The following is a 12,834-nucleotide window of genomic DNA, read 5'->3' as shown; positions in this document are numbered from 1 at the left end:
GTGATCTTTAGGGATATTCTGCAGTAATTCAACGCGCCACGATTACGTCACCTGCGGCATCGACCGTGCCCTGCACGATCCGCCGCGAGGACAGGTTCTCTACCGAAACCCGTTCGTTCTCACCGGCATCACCCATCGCGCGGCCGGCAATGCGGACCTCGACCGAGCCACGACGCGAAACCAGGGCCACATTGTCTCCACGCTTGATGAGACGCTGCACCACCAGATCGTTGTTCGACAGCAAGGCCCCGGCCTGCAACGGACGACGGGCAATGCGGCCGATCGCCGCATTGGGATCGGCCAGCACCGCACCGGCAATCCGGGCGGCATCACGCTGGGCAGTGGTGATATCGGCGGCAGTGAGGGTTTCTCCAGTGCCGATTCCACGGTTGAGCACCAGCACGGTCTGGTTGCGCCGCACCTTTACTGGCACGAACAGGCGCCAGCCACCGGCATCGGGGCAGCTGACCTCGACCGTGGTGTTGGCGGTCGGCTGCACCTGCAGCGCACTACCGCATTTGGGCAGGCGCAATGCATCGGCCACCTGGGCCTCACCCTCGCTGCCGGCCGCCAGCGTCGACAACGCTGCCGCGCGGATGCTGGCCACCGGCTGCCAGTCGGCAGCGGCCGCCAACGGCGGGGCCAGCGCCAGCGCGATGGCCAATAGAGATGTGAGCCGGCGCATGGCGCCTCCTTATCGGTAAGACCTGGCCCAGGCGCGTGCAAGGGGTGTGCCAGAGCGGGGGCGTATTGATCGGGACCGGGATGGGAATGGGGCCGGATGGGTAGAGTCGACTGTTGGTCGACTTTCGCGCGAAGCGCGGGGTTTCCCGCGATCGGATCAAAGAGCAGTCGACCAACAGTCGACTCTACAAAAACGGTGCGGAGCGCGCGGTCGGCAGAGCGCCCTCAAGTTCTGCAGCCACCACGCCGATACAGCAGCCATGTCCCATGACCTGCTCAACCGGATCGACCAGCGGACCCGACTGGCCGGCCACAATCGCCTGGCGCTGCTGCTGTTCCGCCTCGGCGGACGTCAGCTTTTTGGCGTCAATGTCTTCAAGGTGCAGGAAGTCCTGCGCCGTCCGGAATTGTTCCAGGTGCCCGGCCTGCCCGGCCAGTTCGCTGGCGTGGCCGACGTGCGCGGCCGCTCGGTGCCGGTGCTGGACCTGGGCCTGGCGATCGGCCACCCCGAGCGCGAGCCGGATGCCGATACCGCGCCCGGCTACCTGGTCGTCACCGAATTCAACCGCTCGATCCAGGGCTTTCTGGTCAGCGGCGTGGAGCGCATCGTCAACATCGCGGTGGAAGACATCCACCCGCCGCCGGAACTGGGCGCCGAATCCAGCTACCTGACCGCGGTGACCCGCTTCCAGGGCGAGCTGATCCAGGTGATCGACGTCGAAAGCGTGCTGGCCGACATCGCCCAGGTGCGTGGCGAAGCCGTGCTCGACCCGGCGATGGCGATGCCGTCCGATGGCCCACAGTTGCAGGTACTGGTGGTGGACGACTCGCGCGTGGCCCGCCAGCAGATCCGCAGCGTACTGGACCAGCTGGGGGTGGGCGCCACCCTGCTCTCCGATGGCAAGCAGGCGCTCGACCACCTGCTGCAGATCCACGCCTCGGGCGAGAACCCTGCCGAGCGCTACGCCATGGTCATCTCGGACATCGAGATGCCGGCCATGGACGGCTACACGCTCACGACGGAAATCCGGCGCCACCCGGGCCTGGCCGGCCTGTACGTGCTGCTGCACACCTCGCTGTCGGGCGTATTCAACAATGCGATGGTCGAGCGCGTCGGCGCCAATGCCTTCGTCGCCAAGTACTCGCCGCACGAGCTCGCCGACTTCGTGCTGGATCGCCTGCGCAAGGTGGCGATGGCGGCGTAGGGCCGCCTCGATACGGTAGTGCCGGCCGCTGGCCGGCAACCCGTTGTGCCTGAGGTTGCCGGCCAGCGGCCGGCACTACCCCTCAGGTTTTGGCACACCGCTTGCAGCTTCCCGGGCAACGTTCCCGTGGGAGTGCACCGTGCGCAACCTGATTACCGACTACCTGGGCGTCCACGCCCAGGCCATGCCGTTGCGCGAACAGCGGATGAAGCTGATCGCCAGCAACCTCGGCAATGCCGACACCCCCGGCTACAAGGCCCAGGACCTGGACTTCGATGCCGCCCTGCGCCATGCCCAGGGGCAGGATGCCAACGGCCTGATGACCACCACCAACGAGCAGCACTACGAGATCAGTAGTGGCCTGAACCCGTTCCAGATCGCGCGCGAAGGCGTGCAGCCCAGCCTGGACGGCAACACCGTCGATCCCGATGCCGAGCGTGCCGCCTATGGCCGTGCCGCACTCGAGTACCGCGCTTCGCTCAGCTTCGTCGAGAGCAAGGTGCGTTCCATGCTGACCGCGATCACGGGGCAATAAGCGATGAGCAACCTGCCGATCTTCGACATCGCCGGCTCCGCGCTGCAGGCGCAGTCGGTGCGCATGAGCACCATCGCCTCCAACCTCTCCAACGCCGACACCGTGGCCGGTTCCGCCGACGCCGTGTACAAGCCGCTGGAGCCGATCTTCCAGGCCGTGACCAGCAAGAACGATCCGAACATCACGTCGGTGAAGGTCAAGGAAATCACCCAGAGCGAGGCGGCGCCGATCAAGCGCTATGAGCCGGGCCATCCGCTGGCCGACGGCGATGGCTACATCTACCAGCCCGACGTCGATCCGGTGGCACAGATGGTCAACCTGATCTCGACCTCGCGCAATTACCAGGCCGGCGTGGAGATGTTGACCACCGCCAAGGAACTGGCCCTGGCCACCCTGACCATGGGCCGCTGAGGCCCGCAGCACCGGATACCGCCATGACCACCGCCGTCAACAACCAGACCAACCAGGACGTCTACTCCGCGCTCGGCCTGAATGCCCCCAACAGCAACGCCACGAAAAAGAAGAACACGCTGGACCAGGCCGATTTCCTGCGCCTGATGACCGAGCAGCTGCAGCACCAGGATCCGCTGAAGCCGATGGACAACACGCAGATGGTCGCGCAGATGGCGCAGATGTCGACCGTACAGGGCATCACCGATCTGAACAAGACGGTCAAGGGCTTCCAGGAATCGATGGCCAGCGACCAGGTGCTGCGTGGCGCCGCGCTGGTCGGCCACCAGGTGCTGGTGCCTTCGGAAAAACTGGTGCTGGAAAAGGAAGGCACGGTGGAAGGCACCGTTGCAGCACCGGCGGCCGGTATCGTCACCGTGGACATCACCGACGCCAATGGCGCCAAGGTCACTTCGCTGAGCGTGGAAGCCAAGGCCGCCGGCGAAACCGCCTTCAAGTGGGATGGCAAGGATGCCAACGGCAAGCGCATGGAGCCGGGCAAATATTCCATCGTCGCCAACCACGTCGACACCGCCGGCAAGAGCACCAAGCTGTCCACCTTCGTGCAGGCGCCGGTGGAGAGCGTGACCGTCGGTTCCGACGGCCTGTACCTGAACCTCAAGGGCCTGGGCACGGCCCCGATCGACTACGTGCTCCGCGTCAGCTGAGCCACACACCCCGCACTTACCAGGAGCATCCCATGGGCTTCAATGTCTCGCTGTCCGGCATCAATGCCGCCAACTCCGACCTGAGCGTCACCGCCAACAACGTCGCCAACGTCAACACCACCGGCTTCAAGGAATCGCGCGCGGAATTCGCCGACCTGTTCTCGGCCACCGGCTACGGCCTGTCGAAGAACGCGGTCGGCTCCGGTGTGCGCGTCTCCAACGTCGCCCAGCAGTTCAAGCAGGGCCACAACGAACAGACCGGGCGCAGCCTGGACATGGCCATTTCCGGTGAGGGCTTCTTCACCATGAACATGAACGGCACCCGCGTGTACTCGCGCGCCGGCAACTTCCAGACCGATCCGTCCGGCTATGTGATCAACCCGCAGGGCGCACGCCTGCAGGTGTTTGCGCCGAACGCCGATGGCACCAACTTCGACGCCGGCCGCATGGTCGATCTGCAGCTGCTGACCACCGACAGCGCGCCGAAGCAGACCAGCGAAGTCAAAGTCGGCTTCACCCTGCCGGCCAACGCCAAGCAGCCGACGGTCACCACCTTCGACCCGACCGATTCCAACAGCTACAACCACTCCAGCGGTGGCATCACCGTGTACGACTCGCTGGGCGTGAGCCACATCCAGGTGTCCTACTTCGTGAAGGGCGCCAACCCGAACGAATGGACGGTGCGCAACTACGTCGATGGCCAGCCGGCTGGCGCGCCGACCCCGGTCACCTTCGACAACAGCGGCAAGCTGACCGCACCGGCCAACGGCAAGGTCAGCCTGGGCACCTTCACCCCGACCACCGGTGCAGGCGTGCTGAACATGACGCTGGATGTGAGCGGCTCGACCCAGTACGGCGAGAAGTTCGCGCTGCGCAACACCCAGCAGGACGGCTACGCCGCCGGCAAGCTCAACGAAATCACCGTGTCGGAAACCGGCGTGGTCTACGCCCGTTACTCCAACGGTGCCGACAAGCCGCTGGGCCAGGTCGCGCTGACCACCTTCAACAATCCGCAGGGACTGGAATCGAAGGGCAACAACCTGTGGGTGGATACTTTCAGCTCGGGCACGCCGCGCACCGGCATGCCGGACACCTCCAACCTCGGCAAGATCCAGGCCGGCTCGCTGGAAGCGTCCACCGTCGACCTCACCGAGCAGCTGGTCAACATGATCACCGCGCAGCGCAACTTCCAGGCCAACGCGCAGATGATCACCACCCAGGACCAGATCACCCAGACCGTCATCAACATCCGTTGATGACGCGCTGACCCTGCCACGGAACTCCCCGCATGGATAAAGCCCTTTACGTGGCGATGACCGGTGCCCGCGCCTCCCTGCAGGCGCAGGGTACGCTCAGCCACAATCTCGCCAACTCGGATACCCCTGGCTTCAAGGAAGCGCTGGCCAATACCGAAGCCTTCCCGATCCGTGGCCCGGGCTTTGCCTCGCGGGTGGATGCGCTGCATGTCGACGCCGGGTTCAACCGTACGCCCGGCTCGCAGCACATCACCGGCAAGCCGCTGGATCTGTCCCTGCAGACCGGAACCTGGCTGGCCGTGCAGTCCAGCGATGGCAGCGAAGCGTACACGCGCGGCGCGGCGCTGTCGGTGACACCCAACGGGCAGCTGGTGACCTCCAGCGGCCGCCCGGTGCTGGACGACAACAACAATCCGATCGCCATACCGCCCTACCAGGCGATGGAGATCGGTGCCGACGGCACGATCTCGATCATTCCGCAGGGCGAAGGCCCGCAGACCATGGCGCAGATCGGTCGCATCAAAGTGGTGCAGGCACCGGATGAGCGCCTCGAGCGCGGCCTGGATGGCCTGTTCCGCAACACCGACCCGCTGCAGCCGTTCGCCCCGGCACAGGGCACGGCGGTGCACAGCGGCCAGCTGGAAGGCAGCAACGTCGATGCTGCCGGTGCACTGGTGCAGATGATCCAGCTGCAGCGCCAGTACGAAATGCAGGTGCAGGTGATCAAGCACGGCGACGAAAACGCACGCAGCGCCAACAGCCTGCTGCGCCTGGGCAGCTGACGGGATTCCGGCGCCGGTTGATGCCGGCGCTGGCACACCGCTTGCACACCCGATACCAAGGGCCGCACCACGCGGCCGGCTTCACCAGACAGGACAGCGAAGATGAACCAGGCATTGTGGATCGCAAAAACCGGACTGGATGCGCAGCAGATGCGCATGTCGGTGGTTTCCAACAACCTCGCCAACACCAACACCACCGGCTTCAAGCAGGACCGTGCCAGCTTCGAAGATCTGCTGTACCAGCAGGTGCGCCAGCCCGGCGGTTCCTCCTCGGCGCAGACCCAGCTGCCGACCGGCCTGCAGCTCGGCACCGGCGTGCGCGTGGTCGCCACCGCCAAGAACTTCGAGCAGGGTGGCCAACAGCAGACCGGCCGCGCCCTGGACGTGATGGTCAACGGCCGCGGCTTCTTCGAAGTACAGATGCCCGATGGCAGCTCGGCCTACACCCGTGATGGCTCGTTCAAGATCAACCAGGACAGCGAGCTGGTCACCAACAGCGGCTATCCGGTGCAGCCGGGCATCCAGATTCCCGAAGGCGCGCAGTCAGTCACCATCGGTACCGACGGCACCATCAGCGTGAAGATGGCCGACGGTGCCGCTTCGGTGGAAGTGGGCGCGCTGACCCTGACCGACTTCGTCAATCCGGCCGGCCTGCAGGCCCGCGGCGAGAACCTGTTCCTGGAGACCACCGCTTCTGGTCCGGCACAGAACGGCAATCCCGGCCTCAATGGCCTGGGCACCGTGGTGCAGGGTGCGCTGGAAGGCAGCAACGTCAATGTGGTGGAAGAGCTGGTGTCGATGATCGAAACCCAGCGCGCCTACGAAATGAACGCTAAGGCGATCTCCACCACCGATTCGATGCTCGGCTACCTCAACAACAAGCTCTGACCGGCCCAACCGGGAAACCGCCATGTCGCCCCTTTCCAACTTCGCCCGTACCGCCCTCGCCTGCGCCGTGGCTGCCCTGCTCGGTGGCTGCGTGATCGCGGGCGACGTGCGCCCCTACCCGACGATGGCGCCGATCCAGCCGATCATGCCGCCGCAGGCCCAGCCGACCGCTGGCGCGATCTACGCCGCTGGCCCGACCCTGCAGCTGTACTCGGACCGTCGCGCACGCGACGTAGGTGACCTGCTGACGATCAGCCTGCTGGAAAACACCACAGCGCAGACCAGTGCCAACACCGCCACCAACAAGGAATCGAACCTGAGCCTGGGCACACCGTCCATCTTCGGCGCACCGGTCACCCTGGGCGGCAAGGACATTCTGAGCGCCTCGGCCAAGGGTGCACGTGACTTCACCGGCAAGGGCAACAGCGCGCAGAGCAACCGCCTGCAGGGCAACGTCACGGTCACCGTGATCCAGCGCCTGCCCAACGGCAACCTGGTGGTGCAGGGACAGAAGAACCTGCGCCTGAACCAGGGCGATGAACTGGTGCAGGTGCAGGGCATCGTCCGTCCCGGCGACATCAGCCAGGACAACACCATTCCTTCCAGCCGCGTGGCCGAAGCCCGCATCGTCTACGGCGGTCGCGGCCCGGTTGCGCAGTCCAACGCGATGGGCTGGCTGAGCCGCTTCTTCAACTCCGGCCTGACGCCGTTCTGAGTATGGCCATGAATTCCTTCTTCTCTTCTTCCTGGCAGCGCCGCGCGGCGTCTATCGTCGCGCTGATGCTGCTGATCGTGGCAGCCCCCGCCAGTGCCGAGCGCATCAAGGACCTGGCCCAGGTCGGCGGCGTGCGCGGCAATGCGCTGGTCGGCTACGGCCTGGTGGTCGGCCTGGATGGCAGCGGCGACCGCACCAGCCAGGCGCCCTTCACCGTGCAGAGCCTGAAGAACCTGCTCGGCGAGCTGGGTGTCAACGTGCCGGCCAACGTCAACCCGCAGCTGAAGAACGTGGCCGCCGTGGCGATCCATGCCGAACTGCCGCCGTTCGCCAAGCCGGGCCAGCCGATCGACATCACCGTGTCCTCGATCGGCAACGCGGTGTCGCTGCGCGGCGGTTCGCTGCTGATGGCGCCGTTGCGCGGCGCCGATGGCCAGATCTACGCCATCGCCCAGGGCAACCTGATCGTCGGCGGCTTCGGCGCACAGGGCAAGGACGGCTCCCGCGTCTCGGTGAACGTGCCGAGCGTCGGCCGCATTCCCAATGGCGCCACCGTTGAACGCGCCCTGCCCGATCCGCTGGCCAATGGCGGCGACATCACCCTGAACCTGCACAACAACGATTTCACTACGGTCTCGCGCATGGTCGCCGCGCTCAACAACGCGTTCGGCGAAGGCGCGGCACGCGCAGTCGATGGCGTGACCGTCGCGGTCACCGCACCTACTGACCCGGGCGCGCGCATCGGCCTGCTGGCCCGCATCGAGAACCTGGAACTGACGCCGGGCAGCGCCCCCGCCAAGGTGGTGGTCAATTCGCGTACCGGCACCGTGGTCATCGGCCAGCAGGTGAAGGTCGGCCCGGCAGCGATCTCGCACGGTTCGCTGACGGTGACGATCCAGGAGAACACCAACGTCAGCCAGCCCAATGCGTTGTCCGGCGGCCGCACCGTGGCCACCCCGCAGTCGACCATCACCGCCACCAACGACGGCAGCCGCATGTTCAAGTTCAGCGGCGGCACCACCCTGGACGAGATCGTGCATGCGGTGAACGCGGTCGGTGCGGCACCGGGCGATCTCATCGCGATCCTGGAAGCCCTGAAGCAGGCCGGCGCATTGAGTGCCGAGCTCGAGGTGATCTGATATGCGCATCACTCCCGCATTCGATCTGCACCCGGCGCAACACAACGATCCGGCCAAGATCGACAAGGTCGCGCGCCAGCTGGAAGGCCAGTTCGCGCAGATGCTGGTCAAGAGCATGCGTGACGCCAGCTTTGGCGATTCGCTGTTCCCCGGCGAAAACAAGATGTTCCGCGACATGTATGACCAGAAGATCGCCGAGGCGATGACCCGCGGCAAGGGCCTGGGCCTGTCGGGCATGATCAGCCGGCAGCTGTCCGGGCAGGCCGCCGACGGCCCGGCACTGGATACTCGCGTGGATGCGGCCAAGGCCAGTCGTGCCTACCAGCTCAATGCACCGGCCAAGCCAGCACCGTCGCTGCCGCTGGAAGACGGCGGGCAGGCCGTACGCCTGCTGCAGCAGATGGCTGCCGGTGCCCAGCACGGCGCCCAGGCCGCGGTTGCGCCGATGGAACAGGCGCTGGACCTGATCGCTGGCCGTGAAAGCAGCAGCATGCACCGCTCGTTGGGCACCGATGATCCGTATATCGGCAGCCTGCAGGGCGATGACTGGGCGGCCAGCAACGACCAGTGGGCGGCCACCGCCAGCAACCGCGGCACCGCGATCAGCCCAGCCGATGCGATGGCCACACGTACCGCCGTGGCCCAGCTCGGCGAGCACACGCCGGAGGGCTTCGTCGCCAGCATCTGGCAGCACGCGCAGAGCGCGGCCAAGGAACTGGGCGTGGATGCCCGCGCCCTGGTGGCCCAGGCCGCACTGGAAACCGGCTGGGGCAAGCGCCACATCAAGCATGCCGACGGCAGCACCTCGCACAATCTGTTCGGCATCAAGGCCAACGGCTGGAACGGCCAGCGCGCCGTGGCCGGCACCCACGAATATGTCGATGGCGTGCGCCGCAACGAGACCGCCAGCTTCCGTGCCTACAGCTCGCCGGCCGAGAGCTTCGCCGACTATGTGCGCCTCCTGAAAACCAGCCCGCGCTACCAGCAGGCCCTGCAGGCCGGCACCGATGTGCAGGGCTTCGCCCGCGGGCTGCAGCGCGCCGGCTATGCCACCGATCCGCGTTACGCGGCCAAGATCGCCGCGATCGCCGGCGGCCCGACCATCGAGCGCGCGGTAAGCGCCGTGGCTGATGCCGGCACGCGCCTTGGCCAGACCTTCGCCAGCACCGCAACCGCGGCGCTGGGTATCACTCGTCGTTGAGGAACCCCATGTCCAGCGTACTTTCCACCGGTACCGGTGCCCTGCTCGCCTTCCAGCGTGCGTTGGCGACCACCAGCCACAACGTGGCCAACCTCAACACGCCCGGCTACAGCCGGCAGAAGGTCAACTTCGCCACCGCCGATCCGCAGAACTACGGTTACGGCACGGTCGGCAACGGCACCCGCATCACCGACATCCGCCGCACGGCCGACCAGCTGGCGATATCGCGCCTGCTCGACAGCAGTGGCGAACTGGCGCGCCTGAAGCAGCTCTCGGGCATGGCCGACCGGGTCAATGCGCTGTTCTCCGATCCGGCCACCAACGTCTCCGGTGTGTGGTCGAACTTCTTCGACTCGGTCAGCGGCCTGTCCTCCAATGCCGCCGGCACCGCCGACCGCCAGAACATGCTTGATGGCGGCAAGGCCCTGGCCAACCGTTTCGTGCAGCTCAACACGCACCTGAACAACCTCAACGGCGAGGTCAACAACGGCCTGCTGGCCGGTGCCACCGAGGTCAATCGCCTGGCGCAGGAGATCGCACAGATCAATGGTGCCATCGGCACCAACATCGCCAACGCCGCCCCCGACCTGCTCGACCGCCGCGACCAGCTGATCACCCAGCTGATTGGTTACACCGGCGGCACGGCGGTGATCCAGGACGGCGGCATCATGAATGTCTACACCGCCGGCGGCAACGCGCTGGTGGTGGGCACCACGGCGACCAAGGTCACTACCGTGGCCGACCCGTACCAGCCGGAGCGGCTGCAGCTGGCGCTGGAAACCCAGGGCAATACGATCCGGCTCGACCCGAAGGCGGTCGGTGGCCAGATCGGCGGCCTGCTGGAGTTCCGCGACACCGTGCTGACCCCGGCCCAGGCTGAACTGGGCAAGCTGGCCGTGGGCCTGGCCGAGAGCTTCAACCAGGCCCACCACCAGGGCGTGGACCTGTACGGCAAGCTCGGCGGTGATTTCTTCAACATCGGCAACCCGCGCGTCACCGCCAACAACGGCAACACCGGCACCGGCAGCCTCACCGCCACCTATGGCGACCTGGGCAAGCTGGACGCGCAGAACGTGGTGCTGCAGTTCGATGGCAGCAACTGGAAGGCCAGCCGTGCCGACACCGGCGCCAATGTTCCGCTGACCGGCACCGGCACCGCCGCCGATCCGCTGGTGATCAACGGCGTCGCGCTGGTCGTGGGCGGCACTCCGGCCGCCAATGACCGCTTCCTGCTGCAGCCGACCGCCGGCGTGGCCGGCAGCATGGAGATCGCGATCACCGATCCTTCGCGCATCGCTGCCGCTGCGGCAGTCAAGGGCGCAGCGGCCACCGCCAACAACGGCACCGGCAAGCTGAGCGGCGTCACCGTCACCGATTCGAGCAACGCCAACCTGCGCAATCCGGCGGCGATCGTGTTCACCTCGGCCACCACCTACACCATCGATGGCGGCCCGCCACAGACCTACACCCCAGGCCAGACCATCAGTGCCAACGGCTGGAGCTTCGTACTGGACGGCGCACCCAAGGTCGGCGACACCTTCAACATCACCCCGACCCCGGCCGGATCGTCGGACAACAGCAACGCCACCAAGCTGGCCAAGGTGGAGAGCGCCAAGGCGTTCAACGCCGGCACGGTGACGCTGAACGGCGCGCTGGGTGGCCTGACCACCCAGGTCGGCGCCGCGGCCCGTTCGGCCGAGTACTCGCTGGATGCCCAGCTGGTGATCAATGACAAGGCGCAGGAAGCGCGCGATGAAGTGTCCGGCGTCAATCTGGATGAAGAAGCGGCCGACATGTTGCGCCTGCAGCAGGCCTACCAGGCCGCCTCGCAGCTGATCTCCACCGCCGACAGCATGTTCCAGACCATCCTGGGAGCCGTCCGCCGATGAGCAGCCGCATCTCCACCAGCATGATGTTCAACCAGTCCGTGTCGTTGATGATGGCCAAGCAGGCCAAGCTCAGCCACCTGGAGCAGCAGATCGCCACCGGCAGCAAGATCGTCAGCGCCAAGGACGATCCGGTCGGCGCCGGCGCTGCGGTCGGCCTGGACCGCAGCCTGGCCGCACTGGACCGGATGAAGCTCAATGCCGGCAACGTGCAGAACCGCCTCGGCGTCCAGGAAAACACCCTGGCACAGGTCAACGATCTGATGGGCCGGGTCAACGACCTGACCATCCAGGCCAGCAACCCCGCCTTGAGCGCGGCCGACAAAAAGACGCTGATCACCGAACTGAACCAGATCCGCGACGGCCTGCTGTCGCTGGCCAACGCCGACGACGGTACCGGTCGCTACGTGTTCGGCGGCACCAATGACGGCGACCCGCCATTCGCCAAGATCAATGGCAAGGTGGTTTACCGTGGTGACCAGACCCAGCGCCAGGTCGAAGTCGGCCCGGATACCTATGTGCGTGATTCCCTGCCCGGCAGCGAGATCTTCATGCGCATCCCAACTGGTGATGGCTTCGTCGATGGCGGTGCAGCGGCGGGCAATACCGGCAACGGGGTATTGACCAACATCACCCGAGACGGCAGCGACAACTGGAACGGGCAGTCCTTCAGTGTCCGCTTCACCGCCGCCAACCAGTACGAAGTGCTGGATGGCGCCGGCAATGTGACCGGTACCGGCACCTACAAGGCCGGTGACAATCTCGAAGTGAACGGCGTGCGCCTGCAGATCACCGGCGCCCCCGCTGCCGGCGACAGCTTCAACGTGAATCCCGCGAGCAGCCGCGACTTCTTCGACACCATGGACAAGCTGATCGCCGCGCTGGATGCCGATACCGGTACCACTGCGAAGATGAGCGCACAGCAGAACGCGCTGCAGAATGCGCTGCGCGACGTGGCACGCGCGTCGGAACGGATGATCGACTCGCGTGCGGCCGGTGGTGCCCAGCTGAAGGCGCTGGACAATGCCGCCGACATGCGTGAAGCCAACAGTGTGACCCTGAAGACCACGCTGTCGCAGATGCGCGACCTGGACTATGCCGATGCGCTGAGCCAGTACCAGCTGCAGAGCACCGCCCTGCAGGCGGCACAGACGATCTTCTCGCAGATGCAGTCGATGTCGTTGTTCAACAAGATCGGCTGACAGCTCTCCCACCTCAGTCCTGAAAGGCCGCGATGCCCTGCATCGCGGCCTTTTTCGTTTCTGCGGCCATGGCCCGCTGCGCTCGCCGGGCGTGGCCCGGCGGATTTTCCGTGATTGCCCATCAAGCCCGCCGCTGCCCCGCCGATACCTTCATCAGCGCTGGCTGGGCTTGCCCAGCCGCCTCCTCCGGGGCTCGAAAAACCCGGGAAAACGGCCTCCGGCA

The 12,834-nt window shown here is 66.1% G+C and carries 13 protein-coding genes; 12 read left to right on the top strand and 1 reads right to left on the bottom strand.

Going from position 1 to position 12,834, the window contains the following annotated elements; all coding sequences use genetic code 11:
• Positions 1-28: 28 nt before the first annotated feature.
• Positions 29-685 (bottom strand): flagellar basal body P-ring formation chaperone FlgA, encoded by a 657-nt coding sequence (gene flgA, locus ACZK2G_RS10340; RefSeq protein ID WP_337302487.1) that lies wholly within the window; start codon positions 683-685, stop codon positions 29-31.
• A 259-nt stretch (positions 686-944) separates the two neighbouring features.
• Between flgA and ACZK2G_RS10335 the strand changes: the two genes are divergently transcribed.
• From ACZK2G_RS10335 to flgL, 12 genes are all read left to right on the top strand, one after another.
• On the top strand, positions 945-1,889 hold the full coding sequence (locus ACZK2G_RS10335) for a chemotaxis protein (protein ID WP_428709865.1): 945 nt from the start codon (positions 945-947) through the stop codon (positions 1,887-1,889).
• 139 nt (positions 1,890-2,028) lie between these two features.
• Complete coding sequence (gene flgB, locus ACZK2G_RS10330) at positions 2,029-2,424, top strand: flagellar basal body rod protein FlgB (RefSeq protein WP_006366156.1); 396 nt, start codon at positions 2,029-2,031, stop codon at positions 2,422-2,424.
• A 3-nt stretch (positions 2,425-2,427) separates the two neighbouring features.
• On the top strand, positions 2,428-2,835 hold the full coding sequence (gene flgC / locus ACZK2G_RS10325) for a flagellar basal body rod protein FlgC (RefSeq protein ID WP_010485892.1): 408 nt from the start codon (positions 2,428-2,430) through the stop codon (positions 2,833-2,835).
• Between the two features lie 23 nt (positions 2,836-2,858).
• A complete protein-coding gene (locus tag ACZK2G_RS10320) occupies positions 2,859-3,542 on the top strand; it encodes a flagellar hook assembly protein FlgD (protein ID WP_006366154.1) in 684 nt (227 codons plus the stop codon).
• 32 nt (positions 3,543-3,574) lie between these two features.
• Positions 3,575-4,798, top strand: a complete 1,224-nt coding sequence (gene flgE / locus ACZK2G_RS10315; protein WP_006366152.1) for a flagellar hook protein FlgE — start codon at positions 3,575-3,577, stop codon at positions 4,796-4,798.
• A 32-nt stretch (positions 4,799-4,830) separates the two neighbouring features.
• Entirely contained in the window at positions 4,831-5,580 is a 750-nt protein-coding gene (locus ACZK2G_RS10310) for a flagellar basal body rod protein FlgF (protein ID WP_136638990.1), read from the top strand.
• A 102-nt stretch (positions 5,581-5,682) separates the two neighbouring features.
• Complete coding sequence (gene flgG, locus ACZK2G_RS10305; RefSeq protein ID WP_005409571.1) at positions 5,683-6,468, top strand: flagellar basal-body rod protein FlgG; 786 nt, start codon at positions 5,683-5,685, stop codon at positions 6,466-6,468.
• A gap of 22 nt (positions 6,469-6,490) precedes the next feature.
• The gene (gene flgH, locus ACZK2G_RS10300) at positions 6,491-7,183 is read left to right on the top strand and encodes a flagellar basal body L-ring protein FlgH (protein ID WP_012510987.1); all 693 of its coding nucleotides are present in this window, start codon (positions 6,491-6,493) and stop codon (positions 7,181-7,183) included.
• A 2-nt stretch (positions 7,184-7,185) separates the two neighbouring features.
• On the top strand, positions 7,186-8,322 hold the full coding sequence (locus ACZK2G_RS10295; protein ID WP_478475454.1) for a flagellar basal body P-ring protein FlgI: 1,137 nt from the start codon (positions 7,186-7,188) through the stop codon (positions 8,320-8,322).
• A gap of 1 nt (position 8,323) precedes the next feature.
• Positions 8,324-9,523, top strand: coding sequence for a flagellar assembly peptidoglycan hydrolase FlgJ (gene flgJ, locus ACZK2G_RS10290; RefSeq protein WP_337302489.1), 1,200 nt, complete (start codon positions 8,324-8,326; stop codon positions 9,521-9,523).
• An 8-nt stretch (positions 9,524-9,531) separates the two neighbouring features.
• Positions 9,532-11,412 carry a flagellar hook-associated protein FlgK gene (gene flgK / locus ACZK2G_RS10285; protein ID WP_478475453.1) on the top strand — a complete coding sequence of 627 codons (1,881 nt, stop codon included), beginning with the start codon at positions 9,532-9,534 and terminating at the stop codon, positions 11,410-11,412.
• Positions 11,409-12,611: a flagellar hook-associated protein FlgL gene (gene flgL, locus ACZK2G_RS10280; RefSeq protein ID WP_478475451.1), complete on the top strand. Its 1,203-nt coding sequence runs from the start codon at positions 11,409-11,411 to the stop codon at positions 12,609-12,611. Before flgK ends, flgL begins: the two co-directional genes overlap by 4 nt.
• Positions 12,612-12,834 lie beyond the last annotated feature (223 nt).

It is taken from the genome of Stenotrophomonas sp. 107298_Sma (genome assembly GCF_056480345.1).
This window is presented reverse-complemented; position numbering and strand designations above follow the sequence as displayed.

Excerpts from the sequence above, each read along its gene's own strand:
- flgA (WP_337302487.1), bottom strand. The coding sequence starts at position 685 with ATGCGCCGGCTCACATCTCTATTGGCCATCGCGCTGGCGCTGGCCCCG.
- ACZK2G_RS10335 (WP_428709865.1), top strand. The coding sequence starts at position 945 with ATGTCCCATGACCTGCTCAACCGGATCGACCAGCGGACCCGACTGGCC.
- flgC (WP_010485892.1), top strand. The coding sequence starts at position 2,428 with ATGAGCAACCTGCCGATCTTCGACATCGCCGGCTCCGCGCTGCAGGCG.
- ACZK2G_RS10320 (WP_006366154.1), top strand. The coding sequence starts at position 2,859 with ATGACCACCGCCGTCAACAACCAGACCAACCAGGACGTCTACTCCGCG.
- flgE (WP_006366152.1), top strand. The coding sequence starts at position 3,575 with ATGGGCTTCAATGTCTCGCTGTCCGGCATCAATGCCGCCAACTCCGAC.
- ACZK2G_RS10310 (WP_136638990.1), top strand. The coding sequence starts at position 4,831 with ATGGATAAAGCCCTTTACGTGGCGATGACCGGTGCCCGCGCCTCCCTG.
- flgG (WP_005409571.1), top strand. The coding sequence starts at position 5,683 with ATGAACCAGGCATTGTGGATCGCAAAAACCGGACTGGATGCGCAGCAG.
- flgH (WP_012510987.1), top strand. The coding sequence starts at position 6,491 with ATGTCGCCCCTTTCCAACTTCGCCCGTACCGCCCTCGCCTGCGCCGTG.
- ACZK2G_RS10295 (WP_478475454.1), top strand. The coding sequence starts at position 7,186 with ATGGCCATGAATTCCTTCTTCTCTTCTTCCTGGCAGCGCCGCGCGGCG.
- flgJ (WP_337302489.1), top strand. The coding sequence starts at position 8,324 with ATGCGCATCACTCCCGCATTCGATCTGCACCCGGCGCAACACAACGAT.
- flgK (WP_478475453.1), top strand. The coding sequence starts at position 9,532 with ATGTCCAGCGTACTTTCCACCGGTACCGGTGCCCTGCTCGCCTTCCAG.
- flgL (WP_478475451.1), top strand. The coding sequence starts at position 11,409 with ATGAGCAGCCGCATCTCCACCAGCATGATGTTCAACCAGTCCGTGTCG.